20 protein-coding genes are annotated in these 21,867 nt (G+C 65.3%); 13 read left to right on the top strand and 7 right to left on the bottom strand.

Going from position 1 to position 21,867, the window contains the following annotated elements; translation table 11 throughout:
• Positions 1 to 15: 15 nt before the first annotated feature.
• On the bottom strand, positions 16 to 2,220 hold the full coding sequence (locus ACLFLU_RS40015) for a putative bifunctional diguanylate cyclase/phosphodiesterase (protein ID WP_426410114.1): 2,205 nt from the start codon (positions 2,218 to 2,220) through the stop codon (positions 16 to 18).
• A gap of 475 nt (positions 2,221 to 2,695) precedes the next feature.
• On the opposite strand from ACLFLU_RS40015, the gene mepA reads away from it, so the two are divergent.
• The 5 genes from mepA (at position 2,696) to modC (ending at position 6,798) form a co-directional block, all read left to right on the top strand.
• Positions 2,696 to 3,640, top strand: a complete 945-nt coding sequence (gene mepA / locus ACLFLU_RS40020) for a penicillin-insensitive murein endopeptidase (protein ID WP_426410115.1) — start codon at positions 2,696 to 2,698, stop codon at positions 3,638 to 3,640.
• Positions 3,641 to 3,933: 293 nt separating this feature from the next.
• Positions 3,934 to 4,437, top strand: a complete 504-nt coding sequence (locus ACLFLU_RS40025) for a hypothetical protein (RefSeq protein WP_426410116.1) — start codon at positions 3,934 to 3,936, stop codon at positions 4,435 to 4,437.
• Between the two features lie 188 nt (positions 4,438 to 4,625).
• Positions 4,626 to 5,411: a molybdate ABC transporter substrate-binding protein gene (gene modA / locus ACLFLU_RS40030; RefSeq protein WP_426410117.1), complete on the top strand. Its 786-nt coding sequence runs from the start codon at positions 4,626 to 4,628 to the stop codon at positions 5,409 to 5,411.
• Between the two features lie 26 nt (positions 5,412 to 5,437).
• A complete protein-coding gene (gene modB / locus ACLFLU_RS40035) occupies positions 5,438 to 6,133 on the top strand; it encodes a molybdate ABC transporter permease subunit (protein ID WP_426410118.1) in 696 nt (231 codons plus the stop codon).
• Positions 6,134 to 6,135: 2 nt separating this feature from the next.
• Positions 6,136 to 6,798, top strand: coding sequence for a molybdenum ABC transporter ATP-binding protein (gene modC / locus ACLFLU_RS40040; RefSeq protein ID WP_426410119.1), 663 nt, complete (start codon positions 6,136 to 6,138; stop codon positions 6,796 to 6,798).
• 430 nt (positions 6,799 to 7,228) lie between these two features.
• Here modC and ACLFLU_RS40045 read toward each other — a convergent pair whose 3' ends face one another.
• The gene (locus ACLFLU_RS40045; RefSeq protein WP_426410120.1) at positions 7,229 to 8,335 is read right to left on the bottom strand and encodes an IS110 family transposase; all 1,107 of its coding nucleotides are present in this window, start codon (positions 8,333 to 8,335) and stop codon (positions 7,229 to 7,231) included.
• A 196-nt stretch (positions 8,336 to 8,531) separates the two neighbouring features.
• Positions 8,532 to 9,272, bottom strand: coding sequence for a GntR family transcriptional regulator (locus tag ACLFLU_RS40050; protein WP_426410121.1), 741 nt, complete (start codon positions 9,270 to 9,272; stop codon positions 8,532 to 8,534).
• A 196-nt stretch (positions 9,273 to 9,468) separates the two neighbouring features.
• Between ACLFLU_RS40050 and ACLFLU_RS40055 the strand changes: the two genes are divergently transcribed.
• From ACLFLU_RS40055 to ACLFLU_RS40075, 5 genes are read left to right on the top strand one after another with little or no spacing between them, the layout of a single operon-like run.
• Positions 9,469 to 10,503: an extracellular solute-binding protein gene (locus ACLFLU_RS40055; protein WP_426410122.1), complete on the top strand. Its 1,035-nt coding sequence runs from the start codon at positions 9,469 to 9,471 to the stop codon at positions 10,501 to 10,503.
• Complete coding sequence (locus ACLFLU_RS40060) at positions 10,500 to 11,579, top strand: ABC transporter ATP-binding protein (RefSeq protein ID WP_426410123.1); 1,080 nt, start codon at positions 10,500 to 10,502, stop codon at positions 11,577 to 11,579. Before ACLFLU_RS40055 ends, ACLFLU_RS40060 begins: the two co-directional genes overlap by 4 nt.
• A complete protein-coding gene (locus ACLFLU_RS40065) occupies positions 11,576 to 12,439 on the top strand; it encodes an ABC transporter permease (RefSeq protein ID WP_426410124.1) in 864 nt (287 codons plus the stop codon). Before ACLFLU_RS40060 ends, ACLFLU_RS40065 begins: the two co-directional genes overlap by 4 nt.
• Positions 12,439 to 13,236: an ABC transporter permease gene (locus ACLFLU_RS40070; RefSeq protein ID WP_426410125.1), complete on the top strand. Its 798-nt coding sequence runs from the start codon at positions 12,439 to 12,441 to the stop codon at positions 13,234 to 13,236. Before ACLFLU_RS40065 ends, ACLFLU_RS40070 begins: the two co-directional genes overlap by 1 nt.
• A 3-nt stretch (positions 13,237 to 13,239) precedes the next feature.
• On the top strand, positions 13,240 to 14,151 hold the full coding sequence (locus ACLFLU_RS40075) for a polysaccharide deacetylase family protein (RefSeq protein WP_426410126.1): 912 nt from the start codon (positions 13,240 to 13,242) through the stop codon (positions 14,149 to 14,151).
• Between the two features lie 179 nt (positions 14,152 to 14,330).
• On the opposite strand, the gene ACLFLU_RS40080 is transcribed toward ACLFLU_RS40075, so the two are convergent.
• The gene (locus tag ACLFLU_RS40080) at positions 14,331 to 16,124 is read right to left on the bottom strand and encodes a potassium/proton antiporter (RefSeq protein ID WP_426410127.1); all 1,794 of its coding nucleotides are present in this window, start codon (positions 16,122 to 16,124) and stop codon (positions 14,331 to 14,333) included.
• 211 nt (positions 16,125 to 16,335) lie between these two features.
• Between ACLFLU_RS40080 and ACLFLU_RS40085 the strand changes: the two genes are divergently transcribed.
• Entirely contained in the window at positions 16,336 to 17,652 is a 1,317-nt protein-coding gene (locus ACLFLU_RS40085; protein ID WP_426410128.1) for a mechanosensitive ion channel family protein, read from the top strand.
• Positions 17,653 to 17,772: 120 nt separating this feature from the next.
• Entirely contained in the window at positions 17,773 to 18,591 is an 819-nt protein-coding gene (gene map / locus ACLFLU_RS40090; RefSeq protein WP_200470446.1) for a type I methionyl aminopeptidase, read from the top strand.
• A 20-nt stretch (positions 18,592 to 18,611) separates the two neighbouring features.
• Here map and ACLFLU_RS40095 read toward each other — a convergent pair whose 3' ends face one another.
• The 3 genes from ACLFLU_RS40095 to ACLFLU_RS40105 all read right to left on the bottom strand — a co-directional run bounded on the left by ACLFLU_RS40095 (position 18,612) and on the right by ACLFLU_RS40105 (position 20,750).
• Positions 18,612 to 19,529, bottom strand: a complete 918-nt coding sequence (locus tag ACLFLU_RS40095; RefSeq protein ID WP_426410129.1) for a sigma-70 family RNA polymerase sigma factor — start codon at positions 19,527 to 19,529, stop codon at positions 18,612 to 18,614.
• 66 nt (positions 19,530 to 19,595) lie between these two features.
• Positions 19,596 to 20,036 (bottom strand): antibiotic biosynthesis monooxygenase family protein, encoded by a 441-nt coding sequence (locus tag ACLFLU_RS40100; RefSeq protein ID WP_426410130.1) that lies wholly within the window; start codon positions 20,034 to 20,036, stop codon positions 19,596 to 19,598.
• A gap of 117 nt (positions 20,037 to 20,153) precedes the next feature.
• Positions 20,154 to 20,750, bottom strand: a complete 597-nt coding sequence (locus ACLFLU_RS40105) for a bifunctional transcriptional activator/DNA repair enzyme AdaA (RefSeq protein WP_426410131.1) — start codon at positions 20,748 to 20,750, stop codon at positions 20,154 to 20,156.
• Positions 20,751 to 20,882: 132 nt separating this feature from the next.
• Here ACLFLU_RS40105 and ACLFLU_RS40110 point away from each other — a divergent pair, with 132 nt between their 5' ends.
• Positions 20,883 to 21,827: a DMT family transporter gene (locus ACLFLU_RS40110; RefSeq protein ID WP_426410132.1), complete on the top strand. Its 945-nt coding sequence runs from the start codon at positions 20,883 to 20,885 to the stop codon at positions 21,825 to 21,827.
• Positions 21,828 to 21,867 lie beyond the last annotated feature (40 nt).

Raw genomic sequence — 21,867 nt, forward strand, 5'->3', positions numbered from 1 at the left:
CCAATCTGCCGACCGCTAGGCCACCAGCGCGGCGTCCTCAGCCGGGGCATCGATGCCGCGCTGCGCGGCCAACAGGCTGATGATCTCGGCATTCGGCCGGGCCTTGCTGAACAGAAAGCCCTGGCCCTCGTCGCAGCCTTCAGTACGGAGGCAGCTCAGCTCGGCTTCGGTCTCGACGCCCTCGGCGGTGATGATGACGCCGAGGCCTTTGCCGAGGCTGACGATGGAGCGGATGATCGCCTGCGCCTCGCGATTGGCGCCGAGATCGCGCACGAAAGATTGGTCGATCTTGATCTTGTCGAACGGGAAGCTGCGCAAATAGCTGAGGCTGGAATAGCCGGTGCCGAAATCATCCATCGATATGCGCACGCCGAGTGCGCGCAGCGCATGCAGCGTCGCCAGCACCTGCGCGCTCTTCTCCAGCAGCAGCGTCTCGGTGATCTCGAGCTCGAGCCGCCGCGGCGGCAGGCCGGAATGCTTGAGCGCGTCCGTCACCATCGAGTGGAGATTGCCGCTGCGGAACTGGAGCGGTGACAAATTGACGGCGACGCGGACGTCGTCCGGCCAGGTCGCGGCGTCCATGCACGCCCGGCGCAGCATCAAGCCGCCGAGCGGATTGATCAGGCCGGTTTCTTCCGCAACCGGAATAAACTCGGCCGGCGAGACCATGCCGCGCTCGGCATGCGGCCAGCGCACCAGCGCCTCGAAGCCGGTGATGCGGCCGCTCTGGAGATCGATCAGCGGCTGGTAATAGGGGCGCAGCACATCGTTCTGGATCGCGTCGCGCAGCTCGACCTCGATCTTGCGGCGGCTCTGCGCCTTCGCGTCGAGCGCGGCCTCGAAGAAGGCGAAGGTGCCGCGCGCATCCAGCTTGGCGCGCGACAGCGCCATGTCGGCGCTCTTCAGCAGCTTTTCGGAATCATCGCCGTCGCCGGGCGCCATCGCGATGCCGATCGAGGCGCCAATCACCACGGATTGGCCGTCGAGCAGATAGGGATCGGCGATGGCCTCGAGCAGGCGCTTTGCGAGCAGCACGGCATCTTCGGGCCGTGCCAGGCCGCTCTGCACGATCGCGAATTCGTCGGAATTGAGCCGCGCCAGCGCGTCTTCGTCGCGCAAAGTCGAGCGCAGCCGCTTGGCGACACCGCGCAGCAGCTTGTCGCCGACCGCGTGCCCCAGCGTGTCGTTGACCGCCTTGAAATTGTCGAGCCCCAGCATCAGCACCGAGACCTTGTCGGTGCTGCGGCGCGTGTGCAGGAGCATCTCGTCCATCTGCTGGCGCAGCAGATTGCGGTTCGGCAGCCCCGTGAGCCCGTCATGCTGGGCCATGAAGGCAAGCCGCGCCTCGGCGCGCTTGCGTTCGGTGATGTCCATCAGCGCCAGCAGCACCGCGGGCCGCTCGGCATAGGTCAGTTCGCGGGAGTAGATTGCAAGGTCGATCAGCGCGCCATCGGCCTTGACATGCTTCCAGGTGCGCGCGGCCTGCTCCTCGCTGGATCTGCCGGTGGCCCAGGGCGGCTCGCTGTCAAAGGCCTGCATGGAGCGGATCTTCAGCTTCTCGAACTCGGCGCGGCTATAGCCGTAATGCGCAACCGCGGCATCGTTGACACCGAGGATGCGCTCGTCGTCCAGCGCGCAAACGATCATGGGGACGGGATTGCCGTCGAACAGCAGGCGGAACGAGGCTTCGCGCTGCTTCAATTCGGTGATGTCGACGCGCAGGCCGACGACGCCGCCGTCATCGGTGCGACGTTCCTCGATCAGGATGACGCGGCCGTCGGACAGCGTCTGTTCGTGACGCTTGCCGGGCTCGTAGAGCTTCTTCAGCCGCTCGGCGATCCAGTCGTCCTCGTTGCCAGCCGCTTCCGGATAGTCGCCGCGGGCAACGCCGACCCGCAGCGTGTCTTCGAGCCGCGCGCCTTCGGCAAACAGATCGGCGGTCTTGCTGTAGATCTCGGAATATTGCTTGTTCCAGAGGACGTAGCGGCCTTCGGGATCGAGGATCACGATGCCTTGCGGCAGCAGGTCGACGGCCTGGCGCAGCCGCTCATGCGATTTGCGCGCCTCGATGATGGCCGCTTCGGCTTCGGCACGGCTCTGCACGAGCAGGTCGCGTTCGCCGGGCGGACGAGGCGCGCGCGCAAATCGCGGCTTGCGCGGCTGTCGGCCGCCCCGGGCAACCGGCTTGCGCTTTCGCTTTCCTGTTTTTTTGGACCCCAAACTCAACTTCACATGCCCCAGCCGCGCCCAGCGGCCGCAAGTCTTGGGGCAAGTGTCTGAAAGAAAAGTAATCTTGGTCGGCGGCGTCACGGAGGCGCCCGCCGAACACCAGGCCGTTTTGCCTGTTTGCAAGGCGCGACTAGCGTCCACGGGCGCGTCGAACCTGCTCCCGCGTCGCGACCAGCGAGCGAGGAGCTGCAAAAACGCGCACTCTCCATGAATCAATTCCGGAACCAGGCTTGATTGCATGCGGGAGCCAAGCGCATCTCGTTCCGCGCACGAATTTTGGTCAATGCGGGATAGAGTTATCGGGTCGTTAAAAAACCGTCAGCTAGTATGCGACTTTGGGGTCGTCTCGTCGAAAACATCGATCGCGTCCGGGCGGGACATGTCGGTCGTGCCATGGATGGCAATGTCGTGATGGAAGAAGATCGCGTCCGGCGTCGATGCAACGTTGGGCTATAAGGACGTCAGCATGAGTCCCCGCCGCATTGCCCCTCTCCTGCTTATGATGACGCTCCTGGCCGCCGGCGGCGCGCTGGCCCAGGACAAGGGCAGCGTGAACCCAAAGCCGTTGCCGCCGCTCGCCAACCCGAACGATCCCAAGGTCGGCGCCAAGGAGCTGTTCGCGCGCAAGCTGCTGCCCTCGACGGGACCGGCGCATGTCATCGGCTCCTATGTGAAGGGCTGCATCGGCGGCGCCGAGCGGATGCCGCTCAACGGCGACAATTGGCAGGTGATGCGGCTGTCGCGTAACCGCAATTACGGCCACCCTGATATGATCGCGCTGATCAAGCGCTTGGCTGCCAAGGCGCACAAGGACGCGGGCTGGCCGGGTATTTTGGTCGGCGACATCGGCCAGCCGCGCGGCGGGCCCGCACTCTCCGGCCATGCCAGCCATCAGATTGGGTTAGACGCCGACATCTGGCTGACGCCAATGCCCGACCATCGCCTCTCGCGCGAGGAGCGCGAGGAGATGTCGGCGGTGATGATGGTGCGCGAGGACCGCCTCGACATCGACCCGAAGGTGTTCACACCTGCCCACGTGCTCGTGCTGCGCGATGCGGCACAGGAGCCGGCGGTGCAGCGCATCTTCGTCAATCCCGCGATCAAGAAGGCGCTGTGCCGCGAGGCCAAGGGCGACCGTTCGTGGCTGTCGAAGATCCGGCCGTGGTGGGGCCACGACTATCATTTTCACATCCGCATGCGCTGCCCGGCGGGCGCCGGCGAATGCCAGGGACAGCCGTCGCAATCCGAGGACGAAGGCTGCAAGCCGTCCGATTTCGCCTATTGGTTCAGCGAGGGCGTGCTGCACCCGAAACCACCGCCGGAGCCGCCGAAGCTGAAACCGCCGATGACGCTGGCCCAGATGCCGGCCGCCTGCAAAGCCGTGCTGCGCGCGGCCGATGCGAAGCCGTAGCCACTACTGTCGTCCCGGGGCGCGAAGCGAGCCCGGGACCCATAACCACAGAGAGTGGTTGTTGGGCGTAGTGATAACTTCGAATCTTCGCCAAATTCCTCCCTGGGGCCATGGATCCCGGATCTGCGCTCCGCTTCGCAGCGCTTGTCCGGGATGACGACGAGAGGAGCATGCGCTAGGATCGGCCCGCCGTTCGGCCGTAAGCCCGCGGCATTCCGGGATGCGCATCCCGTTCGCCAACGAAGCCTAGCTTCAAGCCCGCTTCCCTCGCGTGGCCAATGATGAGATTTGACATGCGCGTCCTTGCCCTCCTCACCGTGCTTTCGCTCAGCGCGACCTCCGCCCTCGCCGCGGAAGAACCCAGCGGCTGCGACAAGTTCAAATGGCCGATCGAGCGCGACCGCGCGGCGCTGACGGCACCGGACCGCGCCAAGCTCGCGTCGGGAGCCGAGCAGGCCGCAGTCCCGGCATCAGCGATCACGCTCGGGCTGGTCGCGCCGCAGGAGGCAAAACTGCCGACGCCGCCCGAGCGCGCGCCGAAGGACGGTACGTTTGCCGGCTTCACCAGCATCAAGGCGGCCAAGGCCGGGCTCTATACCATCAGCCTGTCCTCGGGTGCCTGGGTCGATCTGGTCCAGGACGGGCATTTCCTCAAGCCCGTGGCCTTCAGCGGCGCCACCGATTGCGACGGCATCCGCAAGACCATGAAATACGAGCTCTCGGACAAGCCCTTCGTGCTCCAGATCAGCGGCGCCAAGGACAATTCGCTGTCGATTTCGATCCTGCCAGCCCAATAGGTTAGACAAACGGTCGCCTTTGATCTGAGGGCTCAGCCTGCTATCTTCGTAACTGCGATATCCCCGCCGGCCGTAAGCCGTTGCGGGGACACGTGGAACAGCGCTTCCGCCGGTCGCGACTTAAATCCACCCAACGCCAGATTTGCGCGTGCGCTTTTGTGCGCGCGGGCTCGCACGGAGCGCCATCCATGTATCGACTTGCCGGACTTTTCACCGCCTTCGTCATGCTCGCGGGCGCGAGCCTCTCGCCGGCCGCCGCCGAGGACAAGACCATCACCGTATTCGCGGCAGCCTCGATGAAGAACGCGCTCGACGAGATCGACGCCGCCTACACCGCCAAGACCGGCGTGAAGATCACCGCGAGCTACGCGGCAAGCTCGGTTCTGGCAAAACAGATCGAGCAGGGCGCGCCGGCCGACGTGTTCGTTTCCGCCGACACCGACTGGATGGACTACGCGCTCTCAAAGAAGACCATCAACGAGCCTTCCAGAGTCAACCTGCTCGGCAACAGCATCGTGCTGATCGCGCCGAAGGATTCCAAAATCGACAACGTCACCATCGCGCAAGGTTTCGACCTCGCAAAGCTTGCCGGCGACGGCAAGATCGCGACCGGCGACGTGAAGTCCGTCCCGGTCGGCAAATACGCCAAGGCGGCGCTGGAGAAACTCGGCGCCTGGCAGGCCGCGGAGCCGAAATTCGCGATGGCCGAGAGCGTGCGCGCGGCGCTGACGCTGGTGGCGCGTGGCGAAGCCAATCTCGGCATCGTCTATTCCACCGACGCCAAGGTCGAGCCCGGCGTGAAGATCGTCGGCACCTTCCCGGCGGATTCGCATCCCGCGATCATCTATCCGGTTGCGGCGACCACGACTGCGAAGCCCGAGACCAACGACTATCTCGCCTTCCTGCGCACCTCGGCCGCCAAGATCATTCTGGAAAAATACGGCTTCAAGTTCCTGATCTCTCCCACAACTTAATTTTGCGACGTGATACCCTCGACTTGATGCTCGACATCTCTCCCGCCGAATGGACGGCGATCCTGCTCTCGCTCAGGGTCGCCGTCATCGCGACGCTGGTGGCAACGCCGTTCGGCATTGCGCTGGCGTGGCTGCTCGCCCGCAAGGATTTTTGGGGCAAATCGGTGCTCGACGCCCTCGTGCATCTGCCCCTGGTACTGCCGCCTGTCGTCACCGGCTATCTCCTGCTTCTCACCTTCGGCCGCCGCGGCCTCGTCGGCGCCTTCCTGGCCGATCATCTCGGCATCGTCTTCGCGTTCCGCTGGACCGGTGCGGCGCTCGCCTGCGGCGTGATGTCGTTTCCGCTGCTGGTGCGCCCCATGCGGCTGTCGATCGAGGCGATCGACCGCCGGCTCGAACAGGCCGCCGAGACGCTTGGTGCCGCGCCTTTCAAGGTGTTCTTCACGGTGACGCTGCCCTTGGCCCTGCCCGGCGTGCTCGCCGGCATGGTGCTGGGCTTTGCCAAGGCGATCGGCGAATTCGGCGCCACCATCACCTTTGTCTCCAACATTCCCGGCGAGACCCAGACGATTTCGTCCGCGATCTATTCGCTGATCCAGACGCCAGACGGCGACGCCGCTGCGGGCCGGCTCGTCATCATCTCGATCGCGCTCGCGCTTGGTGCGCTGATCGCGGCCGAGTGGTTCGCCCGCCGCGCGACACAGCGCCTGCACGGGAATTGACCATGCTGCGCGTCGATGTCGAAAAACAGCTTGGCGAATTCTGGCTCTCCGCGTCGTTCTCGAGCGAGGGCCGCGTCACCGGCCTGTTCGGCGCATCCGGCGCCGGCAAGAGCTCGCTGATCAACATGATCGCGGGGCTATTGCGTCCCGATCGCGGCACCATCGTCATCGACGGCGAGACCGTCGACGACACCGCCGCCGGCATTCATGTGCCGACCTATCGCCGCCGCATCGGCTACGTGTTCCAGGATGCGCGGCTGTTTCCGCACCTCAACGTGGCGCAGAATCTCGACTATGGCCGGCGGATGAACCGCCTCGCCGAGGATCCGGCGCAACACAAGCGCGTCGTCGAGCTGCTCGACATCGGTGCTTTGCTCGATCGCCGTCCCGGAAAGCTCTCCGGTGGCGAACGCCAGCGCGTCGCGCTCGGCCGCGCGCTGTTGTCAAAGCCGCGTTTGCTGCTGCTCGACGAGCCGCTCGGCGCGCTCGACGAGGCCCGCAAGCTCGAAATCCTGCCTTATCTGGTCCGCCTGCGCGACGAGGCCAATATTCCGATGGTCTATGTCAGCCACGACGTCGCCGAACTGCGCCAGCTCGCGACGCAGATCGTGATGCTCAGGCGGGGGCGGGTGACGTCGTTCGGCGGGGTGAAGGTACTGACGTGAGACGCGCTGACGCGACATGCTCCGCCGTCGTCCTGGCGAAAGCCAGGACCCATATGTGGACGGCCCCCTGCTAGCAAGAGACGAAGCGACGTTTTGATCGAAGCGATTGCGATCATATGTCCGGTCTGTTGATGCGGTCGCACATGACCGCTGCCAAGATGGGGTGCACAGCGCGAGTTCCAAACATACCGGCGGTGTGTTGCACCATCGGGTCCTACGGAGTTTTTTGCCTCGCGACTGTGATCGTTCGATCAGGTCCATCTTTCGTTATCGAGCAAGCTTCGGCCTGCGGCGCGAGGATGAGGTCTCGCGCCGAAGTTCATGATTTGCGGGGCAGGGATGTCATTTGATCACCTTGTCTGTGGTGTGGGCCGGGTCCGGAATGCTTCGTTTCACCGACGGCAGCCATTGAGCGCCGCGCGCAGGCTCGTCAAGGCTGGCCGGAGGCCACCGCCGCAGGCGGCGTGCAGCGGCCTTGACGAGGCGAGCACGGAGCTAGTCTTGCGGGCGGGGAGACGATGCCGGCGCGTGCCGCGTCGTAGCGTTCGCCGCTGACCATCAATCGCCAGGCGATGCGCGCGAGCTTGTTGGCGAGCGCCACGGCCGCGAGCTTCGGCGGCTTGCGCGCCACCAAGTCCCGCAGCCAGAGAGAGGGATTGCCCTTGCCCTGGCTCACCTGCTTGATCACCGAGGTGGCGCCCAGCACCAGGGTGCGGCGCAGGGCCTCGTCGCCGGCGCGGGTAATCACCCCGAGCCTCACTTTGCCCGCCGTGGAATGGTCCTTCGGGGTCAAGCCCATCCAGGCCGCGAAGTCGCGGCCGCAGCCGAAGGCATGCGGGTCGGGAGCCTTGATCGCCAGCAGACAGCCGCCAATCGGGCCGATGGCATCGACTTCGGCCAGGCGCCGGCTCATCTCGTTCTGCCGGTGCCAGGCCTTCAGCTTCGCCTCAACCTCGCGCAGCTCGCTCTTCAGCCGGAGGTACTCTTGGCCGTGGATGGCGAACAGCTCCCTGGCGAGCCCGGGCACCCTTCCATCCTCGGCAATGCGCGCCAGCAGCGGCTCGATATGGGCAGGTCCTTTGGCGGCCGTGAGGCCGAACTCTGCCGCATGGCCGCGGATGATGTTGATGAGTTGCGCGCGATAGGCGACCAGCCGCTCGCGCGTCGCCATCAACATCTGCGCGGCTTGGCTTTCCGCAGTCTTGATCGCCACGAAGCTCATGCGCGGCCGGCTCATCGCCTCGCAGATCGCGTCGGCATCGTTCCTGTCGTTCTTGTTGCGCCGAACGTATGGCTTCACATGCTGCGGCGGCAGCAGCTTCACCTCGTGCCCCAGTGCCGTCAGTTCGCGCGCCCAGTAATGCGACCCACCGCAGGCTTCCAAGCCGATCTTCGTCGCCGCTACCCGCTCAAAAAAGCTCAGCACGTCGCGTCGGCGCAGCTTCTTGCGCAGCACCGGCTGCTCGGCCGCATCCACCCCATGAAGCTGGAAAACGCTCTTGGACGTATCCACCCCAATTCTGATAATCTCACTCATGGACGGCTCCCTTGTCTGAGATCCACGCGACCTCATTCTGGCACACCGATGCCGTCGGGGGCCGTCCACCCCAACATACCGCGTGATCTATCGAGAAATTGCGGTGCGAGTACCGGCAAAGAATAACTAGTAGCCTTCGTCAAACTACTGACTGTGGTTATGGGTCCCGGCCTTCGCCGGGACGACAGCGGAGAGTTCAGCGCTTTCGCCGCTTCGGCTTCACCGCCGCGAACACCGTCGTCAAATCCTCACTTACCGGCGCGGCATCATCATCCAGATGAAGCCGGCTCTCCACATGCAGGAAATGCTCTCGCGACACGGCAATCGCCCGCGCGACATCACGGGCACGTAACGCTTCGACGATGGCGCCATGCTCGTCGACGGCGCAGATCGAATCGGTGGCCGGCTCATAGACCGACACCATCACCGAGGAGCGGCTGAGCAGATCGGCGAGAAAGCGCGTGAGCTCGGCGTTGCCGAGTGCCTCGACCAGATGGACGTGAAACGCACCTGACAATCGCACCGAAGCCGCGCGGTCGCCGCGCGTGGCGGCGGCACGTTCCTCGGCCAGATGGGCGTTCAGCTTTTCGATCAGGGCATCGTCAACCAGGCGCACAAGCTGCGACAGCACGCCGGCCTCGAGCACGCGATGCGCCTCGTAGACGCTGCGGACGTCGTCGAGCGTCGGACGCGGCACGCGGGCGCCGCGGTTGGGAATCATCTCCAGACGGCGTTCGGCACCCAACCGGTGCAGCACCTTGCGGATGCGCTCGCGCGACACGCCAAAGATGTCGGCCAGCGGCGGCTCGGCGAGCTTGACCCCCGCCTTCAACTTGCCTTCCAGCAGCGCATGCAGGATGGCCTGATAGACCGCCTCGTCCTCTGCCGGATTGGCCTTTCTGTTTCCCTTGCCGTTTCGCCTGCGCTGCGTCGCCATGGGGATAGCTAGGCCCAAAGGATGCGCAGCGTCACCTCCAAAAAATGTGCACATTTGCTGCGCGAGTGCGCAGCTACCCAACACGCCACTAAATCAAGGCATTGAAATTACTACAATTTATAAAAATGTGCACATTTGGCATGGCGCTTGCTGCATCCTCGTAGCAAGCTTTACGCACAACAAACGGGACATGCCCATGCACACCCCCTCCCGACGCAGCGTTTTGAAGTCCGGCGCGGCCCTGGCCACGCTTCTCGCCGCTCCGGCACGCCTGCGCGCCGCGACCAAGGAGATCGTCATCGGCGGCCCCGCGGGCGCCGCGAAATATTTCAACGCCGATCTGTTTCCGGTGCTGGAGAAGAAGCTCGACTGCAAGGTGCTCTATGAGGGCACCAACTCGCTGACCAACCTCCAGAAGATGCAGGCCGACAAGGCCACGCCAAAAATCTCCGTGGTCATCATGGACGATCCGGTGATGCTGCCGGCAGCCAGCGAAGGCCTGATCACCAAGATGTCGGCCTCGTCGATCGCCAATCTCGGCAAGCTCGTGGACGGCTCGGTGCACCAGGACGGCATGTGGGCGAATTATCAGCGGCCCTGGGCCGGCATCGCCTATTCAACCAAGCGCATGAAGACGGCGCCCGCCAAATGGGCCGATCTGTGGGACGCGAAATATGCCTCGCGCGTGATCGTGCCGTCGCTCTCGAACACCGAAGGCTTCTGGACGCTGCTCGCCGCCGCCCATCTGGAAACCGGCAAGCCTTACAAGGAAGCGCAGTACGAGATCGACGCCGCCTTCAAGAAGGTGAAGGAGCTGAAGCCGAACCTGCTCAACGTCTATACGAACGCGCCGCAGGCCATCAATCTGATGGAGCAGGGTGAGGCCTGGATGATTGGTGGGCAATTCTCGGCCTACACCCTGATCCGCAAAGCCGACGGTTCGCCGGTCGATCTCGCCGTGCCGCAGGACGGCGGCTTTGCGATGCCATCGGGCATCGCCAAGGTGACTGGCGCACCGGCAGGCGACCTCGCCGATGCCGTGATCGACTTCTTCCTCAGCCCGGAGGCGCAGACCATCCTTGCCGACAAGGCGTTTGTCGCGCCGACCAACAAGGCCACGCCGACACCCGCGGGCTTCCCCGATCCCGCCTCGCTATTCGCGCCGGACTGGGCGTTCGTTGCCAAGAACCGCGCGGGCTGGGTCGACCGCTGGAGCAAGGAGATGACATGAGCGAGGCCGCGCCGCATCTCGTCGTTCGCAGCGTCTCCAAGCGGTACGGGCCGACGACGGTCCTCGACCATATCGACCTGACCATCCGCCGCGGCGAGCTGGTGACACTGCTCGGCCCCTCCGGCTGCGGCAAGACCACGTTGCTCCGCGCCATCGCGGGGCTGGCGCAGCCTGACACCGGAAAGGTCGAACTCGCCGGACGCGACATCACCAACGTGCCGCCGCACAAGCGCAATGTCGGCGTCGTGTTCCAGAGCTACGCGCTGTTTCCGCATCTGACCGTCGCCGGTAATGTCGCATTCGGGCTGAAGGTGCGCGGCGCGGCGAAGCGCGAGATCGATGCCGCCGTCGAACGCGCGCTGTCGCTGGTCAAGCTAGGCCATCTGGCGGGACGACGCATCTCGGCGCTGTCGGGCGGCCAACAGCAACGCGTGGCGCTGGCGCGCGCCATCGCGGTCGAGCCCGACGTGCTGCTGTTCGACGAGGCGCTGTCCGCGCTCGATCGCAAGCTGCGCGAGGAGATGCAGGTCGAGTTGCGCCGCCTGCTCCAGGATTTGAAGGCGACCGCGATCTTCGTGACCCATGACCAGGACGAGGCGCTGACCATGTCCGACCGCGTTGCGGTCATGAACAGGGGCCGCATCGAGCAGCTGGCCGAACCGCGCGAATTGTATCTGCGCCCCGCGAGCCTGTTCGCGCTCAACTTCGTCGGGCTGTCGACGCGGATTTCCGGGACCGTGCTGGCCGCGGATAACGGCAAGGTCGATGTCGAGACCAAGCTCGGCCGCATGTCCGCGCTCGGCAATTTTCAAATGGGCTCGCCCGTTATCGTTGCGGCGCGTCCCGAGCAGCTTCGCCTTGGTGAGCAAGGCGAAGCGAATTCTGCCGCCGGCCGCGTCCGCTCCGTCGTGTTCCAGGGCTCGCGCACACTGGTGGAGGTCGATGCGGGCGCCGGCGAAAGCCTGCTCGCCGAGCTCTCCGGGCGAGATGGCGCAATCCCCCGCGTGCATGACGAGATCCGCCTGAGCTGGCCGGTGGCCGAGACCTTTGCGTTTCCGATGGAGGCGCAGGCATGACGGAAGCCGCGCTTCCCACGCCCGTGGCAGCGCCTGCGGTCGATCGCGAGCAACTGACCGCAGTCGGCTTCGTGCTGCCCTCCTTCGTCATCATCGCCGGCGTGTTTGCGCTGCCGCTGGTGCTGCTGCTCGGCGTCAGCATCGTTGATGCCAACGGGCTGACGTTGGCTCATTACAAGCGCCTGCTCGGCACGCCGTACTATCTCGGCGTGATCTGGAATTCGCTGCGGCTCGGATTGTTGACCACGCTGATCGCCTTCCTGATCAGCTATCCCGCCGCCTTCGCGCTGGCGCGCGCCCGTGGGCCCTTGCGCTCCGTGCTACTGGCCACGCTGTTCCTTCCGTTTGCCGCCAGCGTCATCGTCAAGGCCTTTGCCTGGACCATCCTGTTGCGCAGCGACGGCATCGTCAACGAAACGCTGATGGCACTCGGCATCATCGAGGACCCGATCCGGATGATCTTTACCGAGACCGCGCTGATCGTCGGCGCCGTCAACATCTTCCTGCCGTTCATGATCCTGCCGATCTACGCGATCGTCGCCCAGCTCGATCCGCGCTACGCTGAAGCCGCCGCAATGCTCGGCGCTTCGCCGGTCGTGACGTTCTTTCGCGTCATCCTGCCGCTGACCTTGCCCGGCATCATCGCGGGCGTCGCGCTGGTGTTCTCGCTCTCGGTCTCGGCCTATGTCGTGCCGACGCTGCTGATCGGCGAAAAATATCCGACGCTCGCGACCACGATCGCAAAGGCCTATCTGCTGGCGCGCGAGCCCGGGTTTGGTGCCGCCGCCGGCGTCGTGCTGCTCGCGATCGCCATTGCCGTCGTCGCGCTGAGCGCGCGGCTGTCGCGGGAGCCGAAGTGATGACGCGCGGCGCAATCATCGTCTGCTGGGTGATGGCGATCGGGCTGGCGCTGTTCCTGCTCGTGCCGCTGCTGGTGATCGCGGCCGCCAGCTTCTCGCCAACGCCGGTGTTCGATTTGCCGCTGACCGGCGCATCGACGCGCTGGTATGGCCGGATCGGCCGGCTCGACGGATTCTGGCCGTCGCTGCTGCTGTCGCTTCAGATCGCACTGCTCTCGACCGCGATCTCGCTGGTCTGCGGCACGCTCGCGGCCATCGCTATTGCACGCGGAAAGCTGCCGGGCGCAGGGATCTTCGCAACCGCTTTGGTCTCGCCGCTGATGATGCCGGGCCTCGTGCTCGGCATCGCGCTGCTACAGGGCTTTCGCGCCATCGGGTTCAATACGCCCTGGGGCACGCTGCTGGTCGCGCACCTCGTGATCACGCTGCCTTACGTCGCCCGCACGATGATCGCGGGACTTGCGCGGTTCGACTTCACGCTAATCGAGGCGGCGCGCACGCTCGGCTGCACCTATCCCGGCAGTGTGCTGCGGGTCATGGTGCCGGCGCTGGCGCCATCATTCCTGATCGCCGGCATCTTCTCGTTCCTGGCGTCGTTCGACAATTATCCGGTGTCGATCTTCCTCGCCGACGTCCGCACCAAAACGCTGCCGATCCGGATGCTGCAATACATCGAGGAGGCGCCCGACCCAACGCTCGCGGCGCTTTCTACCCTCATCCTGGCCGGCACGGTGATCCTGCTGTTCGCCAGCGACCGCATCGTTGGCCTGCACCGCATGGCCGGAACCTCGGACTGATCCATGAGCGACACAAAACACCCGATTTCACAACGCGACTTCGCCGGCTACCGCGGCAAGCCGCCAAACCCGCACTGGCCGAACGGCGCGCGCGTTGCGGTATCGCTGGTCGTGAATTTCGAGGAAGGCTCGGAGTTCTCCGTCAACGACGGCGATGCCGGCAACGAGGCGATCTACGAGGTCGTGCACCGGCTCGACGGCCCGGATCCCTGCATCGACAGCCACTTCGAGTACGGCACCCGCGCCGCATGGTGGCGCATCATGGATCTGTTCGACAGCTACGGCGTCAAGGTGACGGTGAGCTCGTGCGGCCGTGCGGTCGAGCGTTCGCCCGAGCTGGCGCGCGATGCAATCGCGCGCGGCCATGAGGTCTCCGCCCATGGCTGGCGCTGGCAGAGCCACGCCGACATGGACGAGGCGAGTGAGCGCGAGGTGATCGCCAGAACCGTCGCGACGATCGAACGCGTTACCGGGCAACGCCCGGTCGGCTGGCACACGCGCTCGGCGACCTCCCCGAACACGCGGCGGCTCTTGGTCGAGGACGGTGGCTTTCTCTACGACAGCGACGCCTATAATGACGACCTGCCCTATTACAAAGAGATCGCCGGCAGGCAGCATCTCGTGCTGCCCTATGCGTTCGATACCAACGACATGCAGTACTACAACGGTTCGCGCTTCAACGGTGCCGATTTCGCCGACTACGTCATCGGCGCCTTCGACTGGCTCAGGCGCGAGGGCGCGACGGCGCCGAAGATGATGTCGATCGGCCTGCACCTGCGCATGATCGGCCGCCCCGGCCGCATCGGCGCGCTGGAGCGGATTTTGGCGCATATCGCCGGCAGCGGTGCCGCGTGGATCGCGCCGCGCGCGGCGATTGCGCGGCATTGGATGAAGACGGTGCCGGCGGGGGAGTGATTGGCTCTGGCGTTTGCCACCATCTTGGCCAAATGGACAGTGTCATGCCCCGCGAAGGCGGGGGCATCCAGTACGCCGCGGCCTATCGGCTCAGTCGCAGCCGTCTCTGGAATACTGGATCGCCCGCCTTCGCGGGCGATGACACCGAAGCTGTGGAAACAGCTCCCCCTCTCACGCAGCTAAACCCCCGCCACCGAGGTCCACAGCTCCGCGAGCTTCTTCCGCAGTGCCTGCCTGCGCGTCAGCGGCGCCGGGGTTTCGTCGTCTTCCGGCAGGCGGAGGCCGACGACGTTGACGCGGCCACCGGAGATGCTGCGCGCGACGAGCACGATCTCACCCAGCGCAAGCTCGGCGCCTTCCTTCGGCGCACGGTCGAGATGGACGTCGAAATAGTCGGCCAGCGTCAGCTTGCTATCGTCGTCACTTGCCGTCACGCCGTAGATCTCGGCGAGCTCGGCGAGCGTATGCTCGCCGGAGACCATGAAGTCGCCGAGCAGATGCGGGTCGGGCGCCGAGCTTGGCTGCATGTCGACAAAGAAGCGATCGAGCGCCTCGGCCTTTTCCGGCGGCGCCAGCAGATAGATGTAATCGCCGGGTGCGATCGGATCGGCCTCCGTCGGAGTCAAAATGCTCTCTTTGCGGATCACAAGCGTCGGCTTGGACCAGGACGGGATCAGGCCACGGCGGAAATAGAGGCTCTTGGGCCGCACCGGATAGCCGACCAGCTGCTGCTCGAGCTGACCGGGCAGATCAAGCTCGACACGGCGCGGGCCGCGTTCGGCGCGCGGCAGCGCCACGTGCAGCTTGCGCGCGGCGGGCGCCAGCGTCCAGCCCTGCAGCAAGAGCGAAATGATCACGACGACGAAGGCGACGTCGAAATAGAGATAGGCTTTTGACAGACCCACCAGCATCGGGATCGACGCCAGGAAGATCGCGACCGCGCCGCGCAGGCCGGTCCAGGCGATGAAGATCTTTTCGCGCCAGTTGAAGCGGAACGGGGCGAGACACACGAACACTGCGATCGGCCGCGCCACCAGCATCAGAACGAAGGCGACGCCGATCGCCGGCAGCACGCTCGAGCCCAGCCGGCTCGGCGACACCAAGAGGCCCAGCAGCACGAACATCACGATCTGCGCCAGCCAGGTCGCGGCGTCGAGAAAGGCCACCACCGAATTATGCGCGCGCGTCGGCCTGTTGCCGATGATGATGCCGGCGAGATAGACGGCGAGGAAGCCCGAGGCGTGCATGATCTGCGAGCCGCCGAAGATCACGAGCGCGGCCGTGGTGACGAACGGCGCATGCAGGCCCTGCGGCAGCGCGACCTTGTTGAGCCCGATGACGACGAGACGTCCGCCGAAGAAGCCGACGACGGCACCCAGCACCGCCTCCTGCAGGAATTCCATCACCACATGGCCGGGCGAGCTCGAGCCCAGCGAAATGTATTCGACCAGCATCAGGGTGAGGAAGATCGCGAAAGGATCGTTGGTGCCGGACTCCGCTTCAAGCGTCGCGCCGACGCGCGGGCGCAGGCGCAGACCCTGGGTGTGCACCAGCAGGAACACCGCGGCCGCATCGGTCGAGGCGACCACGGCGCCGACCAGCAGCGACTCCGTCCAGTTCAGGTCGAGCGCGTATTTCGCAAACGGCGCCGTGATCAGCGCGGTCAGGAGCACGCCGACGGTCGCGAGCACCACGGACGGCGCGAGCACGGTGCGGATGCTGGCAAAGCGCGTCTTCAGGCCGCCGTCGAACAGGATCAGGGCCAGCGCCACCGAGCCGACCAGATAGGTCGTGCCAACGTCGCTGAACTGGAGCTGGCCGGGGCCTGAATCGCCCGCCAGCATGCCGATCGCGAGGAAGACGAGCAGCAGCGGCGCGCCGAAGCGCAGCGCGAGCAGGCTCGACAGGATACCTGCCATGACAAGGACGGCGCCGAGCAGAATGGCGATGCTGAAAGAGTCGAGGGAGGCCATCCACCTTCCGGGTACAAATCGCTGGAATTGCATCCTTATCGTCGCCACACCGGCGCGCCAACCCATTTTCTCCCGCTCGCGGCAATCTGCCCGTATTTTGCGGCCTTAACGCGCTTCACTTCACGGTGTATCGATGGCCCGGCCGCTTCCTTTGTGGAATTCTGCGGCACTTTCGAATCAAATCCTCCCGCCTGTTTCCCGACGAGACCCGATGGACATGGACCTCAAAGACCTCATGGAGTTCGTGCAGACCACCGCGCGCAGCGTCGGGGCGGAAATCGCCTCGCCCTGGTTCTACCTGCAATTTGGTCTCATTCTGGCCTCGGCCGGCATCGCCTATGCCGCGGAAACCGCCATTCGCAACCGGGTCGACATGAGCTCGCTCGCGATGCGCTGGCCACTGCCGCTTCGGCACTTCGCCCGCGTGATGGTCTCCAGCGCCTCGACGGCGGTGTTCACCCTGCTCGTGATCGTCTCCCGCGTGGTGATGTATCACGCAACCTGGCCGAGCCGCAGCTACCTCCTGATGGTCGCCGCCAAGCTGGGGCTCGCCTGGCTCGCGATCCGGCTCCTGACCTCGGTGCTGCGCAACGCCTTCTTCGTCAGGCTGGTGTCGGTTGCGGCGTGGTTCGTCGCCGCGCTGTCCATCCTCGGCCAGCTCGATACCACGGTCGACCTGCTCGACTCCTATGCGATCGTGCTCGGCGGATTGCGGCTGACGCCGCTCCTGGTGCTCAAGGCCGGCGCGCTGTTGATCCTTGCGCTCTGGCTCACCAACATCGCCAGCAATTTCGCCGAGAGCAAGATCAACTCGGCGACGGACCTGACACCGTCGGTCCAGGTGCTGCTGGTCAAGATCATCCGCATCGGGCTGCTCGCAATCGCGATTGTGCTCGCGCTCGGCACGGTCGGCATCGACCTCTCGGCGCTTGCGGTGTTCTCCGGCGCGGTCGGCGTCGGCATCGGTATCGGCCTGCAGAAGATCGTCGCCAATTTCATCTCCGGCATCATCCTGCTCGCGGACAAGTCGGTGAAGCCGGGCGACCTCGTCACCATCGGCGACAATACCGGGCGCATCAGCGCGATGAAGACGCGTTATATTTCTGTGGCCGCCGGCGACGGCCGCGAATTCCTGGTGCCGAACGAGGATCTGGTGACGCAGAAGGTCGTCAACTGGACCTACACCGACAAGAACACGCTGGTGAAGATCACCTTCGGCACCAACTACGACGCCGATCCCAGGCTGGTCTGCAAGCTCGCGATCGAGACCGCGGCCGCCCATCCGCGCGCGCAGAAGGCCAAGCCGCCGAACTGCCTGCTGACCGAGTTCGCGGAGGCCGGCATGAAGTTCTCGCTGACGCTCTGGCTCGCGGACCCCGACGGCATGGATGCCGTCAAGAGCGACGTGATGCTGGCGCTGTGGGACGCCTTCAAGCGCGAGGGCATCCGGGTTCCCTACCCCGTCCGCGAAATCCGTGTCCGCGGCGGCGCGCTGCCGGTCGAAACCACCGTAGAAGTCCCGAATTGAGCCGCCTTTCGGGCGCATGGCGGGTAGGCTGAGCTTGCGTGGCGGCCCGCAATCATTAAATTGGGCCTGAAATCAAGCCTTTCCGCCCAATCGGGCCCGAGCCAGAAGAACCAGACCCGCATGAGCTACGTCGAAGCCACCGATACCTCCCTGCGCAAGACCGGACAGATCAAGCTGCATGGGCCGGCCGCCTTTGCCGGCATGCGCAAGGCGGGTGCCCTGGTGGCGAAGTGCCTCGACGAGCTCACCGACATCGTCGGCCCCGGCGTTCCGACCGATCGCATCGACGAATTCGTCCGCGAGTTCGCCTTCAGCCATGGCGCCTATCCGGCGACGCTGATGTATCGCGGCTATCGCTACTCGACCTGCACATCGCTCAATCACGTGGTCTGCCACGGCATGCCCGGCGACCGTCCGCTCAAGGAAGGCGACATCGTCAATATCGACGTCACCTTCATCGTCGACGGCTGGTACGGCGATTCCAGCCGGATGTATGCGGTCGGCCCGATCGCGCGCAAGGCCGAGCGGCTGATCGAAGTGACCTATGAAGCCATGATGCGCGGCATCGCCGCCGTGAAGCCCGGCGCCACCACCGGCGACATCGGCCATGCCATCCAAAGTTTCGTCGAGCCGCAGGGCATGAGCGTGGTGCGCGATTTCTGCGGCCATGGCCTCGGGCGCATGTTCCACGACGAGCCGAACATCATCCATATCGGCCGGCCCGGTGAAGGCGTGCAGCTCAAGCCCGGCATGTTCTTCACCATCGAGCCGATGATCAATCTCGGCAAGCCGCACGTGAAGATTCTCTCCGACGGCTGGACCGCGGTCACCCGCGACCGTTCCCTCTCGGCGCAGTTCGAGCATTCGGTCGGCGTCACCGCCACCGGCGTCGAGATCTTTACGCTGTCGGAGCGGCACGGCGAGAAGCAGATCGGCTGACCTGCTGCCGCTTCGTCTCGTCAATCCAGCGTGAACAATTCCGCGCCTTCGATCGCGTAATGCGCGAACAGGAAATCCCTGATGTTGACGATGCTGCCGTTCTCCCAGTCGAGGAGGACGAAGTAGCGCGGCGGGCCTGACGGGTCCTGCGGATCGAACATGATGATCGCAGGGCGCCGGTCGACAAAACCGGGAACGCAATGCCAGGGGCTGGTCTGCGCATAGCGACCAAAATATTCGCTGACGTCGCGGCGGCCGGCCCTGCGCGTTCGGTTGACCATCTCCAGCCGCACGTCGTCGGCCAGCATGTCGCGCAGGGAATCGAAATCGCGTGCGTTGAAACGCTCGACATAGTGCAATAAGCGGGCGCGCTCGGCCGTCTCCAGTTCGGGAGGCCTGATGTCGTCGGATTCCTCCGCGAGCTCGCGGAGACGGACGCGGCCGCGTTGCAGGGCGCCCTTGGTGGCCGGAATGCTGCCGCCCATGATGGTGCAGACCTCGTCGACGGAGTAGCCGAGCACGTCGCGCAGGATCACCGCGCCTCGCTGCGCCGCCGGCAGGCGCATGAAGGTCCGCAAGCTCGCCGCCACGATCTGGCGGTCGGTCACGGGGCTGGTCGAGGCGGCGATCATGTCCAGATCTTCATCGGAGTGAGCAGCGTTGTAGCGCGCGCGCCGGCGCAAAAAATCCAGCGCGGCATTGTGGGCGATGCGAAACAGCCAGCCTTCCGGATTGTCGAGCGGCTCAGTCCGCGGCGCGGCCTCGATGGCCTTGAGCAGCGCCTCCTGAAGCACGTCCTCGCCGTCGATGACCGAGCCCGTCATGCGCGCGCAATAGCGGTGTAGCTGGGGCCGCAGCTCCACCGCCAGGCGATCGAGGGCCTGCTGGGCGGTCTCCCGGACCGCCCCCGCGCCGTTGCTCGTCACATCCTCTGCCAAGCCGGATCTCCCCGTCGCCAACAGGCGTGATACGTCAATCGGGGCCGAGGCACTACCCGCCGAAGCTCAGGCATGATTGACCTCGACGACCTCGCACAGGATCGTTTCGGCCTTCGCGATCGCGGCAAGGCGCTGGATGTACGGCGCGAATTTCGGATCCTTGCGGAAATTCTCGATATCCCCGGCGCTTCGCCATTGCGAGTAGTTGATCGCGCGCCCGCCCTCCTTGCTGGCGTGGACGCTGGAAGAGATGAAGCCGGGCTGCCTGCTGAAGAAGGAGTCGGTCCCCTCCTTCAGGAGCTGGACCAGCTTCTGCTGGTTGTCCGGTTCGACCGTGAAGACGTTGACGAGGGTGGTGATGTCGCTGCCGGTGCGGATGGTGGCTTCCATTTTCGAACTCCTGTTCTGGCTGTAGGACGGAACGCTTTGGGCGGCGAGCAGCACGCCGGCGCCAAGGCCGGTGGCAACGACCGCGCGACGCGACGGCGTGGCTTTGATCTCTGACATCGATGTTCTCCCTTGCGGAAACTCCGCCGGCCGCTCGATGAGGCCCACAGCGCAGAGACGAACGAGGCGATAAAAACGAAACGGTCGGTGCGGAATTTTTTTCGTCGGGCGCTGGCCCTATCGGCGCCGCCGGAAGGACGACGGCGGCCGCCTGTAGGTCGCGGCAAAGGCATCGTTGAAGCGGCGAACGCTGCCGAAGCCGGCGGCGAAGGCGATTTCCGCCAGGGTCATATTGGTCTGGTCGATCAGGCGCTTGGCCTCCTGCACACGCCGGGTCGCCGCGATGTCGCTGGGGCTCGCACCGGCATGGCGCAGGAACAGGCGCAGCAGGTGGCGCGGCCCGACGCCAAGCGCCTCGGCGAGCTCCGTCATGGTGGCGCGATCGAGAAAGCCGTCGTCGATCAGCCGCATCCCGCGCGCGACAGTGGTGGCCGTCCCCAGCCAGGCCGGCGAACCAGGCGCGGTTTCCGGCCGACAGCGCAGGCAGGGGCGGAAGCCGGCCCGCTCGGCCGCGGCCGCCGTGGCATAAAACGTGACGTTCTCCGAGCGTGCGGGGCGAACCGGACAGACCGGCCGGCAATAGATGCGCGTCGAGCGAACGCCGGAGAAAAACAGGCCGTCGAACGCACGGGCACGCGCCAGCCGCGCCCGGTCGCACGTCTCCCAGTCGAGATGCGGTGGCAGGGTTTGCCGTTGCGCCGAGCCCGTCGTCATGCCGCGACAATAGTTTCGATGCGGCCCGCCGAGTAGCTGAAATCGGACTCGATCGGACGATGAGGTCCGAATTCGGCCAGCCCGCGCCGCTGCTTCCTGATCATGCTGCCGGCAAGTCACGGAGCACACCGCATGAGCACGCAGGCCGAACCGGCAACATCGGAACAAGCCGCCCTTGCCTGCGAGATCGCCCTGTTGCTGCTGCTCTCGCTGATCTGGGGCAGCTCGTTCACGCTGATCAAGTTGGCGATCCCATCGATTCCGCCATTCACGATGGTCGCGGCACGCGTGACCCTCGCGGCAGGTCTTCTCCTTCTCATTGCGACGGCGCAGGGGCACGCACTTCCTCGCCAGGGATCGGTCTGGGCTGCCTTTCTCGTGCAAGGCGTGCTGCAAAGCGCGCTGCCATTCACCCTGATCAGCTGGGGCGAGGCGCATATCACCAGCGGCCTCGCCGGGGTACTCAACGCGACACCACCGATGTTCGTGCTCTCGATCGCCTTGATGACGGGGCGCGGGCGACAGGCGATCAGCGGCCGCAAGATCGCGGGCGTCGCTCTCGGCCTCGCCGGTGTCGCCGTGACCGTGGGGATCGACGCGCTGTCCGGGATCGGCACGTCCGCGCCGCTGGCGCAGACGGCCGTGCTCGGCGCGAGCCTTTGCTACGCGCTCGCGCCGCTATGGGGGCAGCGGTTCAAAAAACTTCCCCCGATCGTCACGGCGGCAGGCGCCATGAGCTGCGCCGCGATCCTGATGCTGCCCGCGGCCGCGATCCTCGAGCGGCCATGGATGCTGGCGCCGCCGCCGGCGCAGGCGATCGCGGCTGTCGTCGCACTCGCGATCGTCTGCACGGCGCTCGCGATGGTGATCTATTTCCGGCTGATCCGCACGATCGGCCCGCTCGGCACGACCAGCGGGAGTTATCTGCGCGCAGGTTTCGCGGTGATGCTCGGCACCACCCTGCTCGGCGAGAGTTTTACCTGGTCAATTCTGGCCGGAATGGCGTTCATTCTCACCGGGGTGGTCACCGTCACACTGCCCTCGCCGGCGCGACACGATCAGAAACCGTCAGGCTGATTGTCGCCATCTTCAAAGCCTGATCTTGCCAACCTCTTTC

Source organism: Bradyrhizobium ganzhouense (assembly GCF_049949285.1).
GTDB classification, from domain to species: domain Bacteria; phylum Pseudomonadota; class Alphaproteobacteria; order Rhizobiales; family Xanthobacteraceae; genus Bradyrhizobium; species Bradyrhizobium ganzhouense.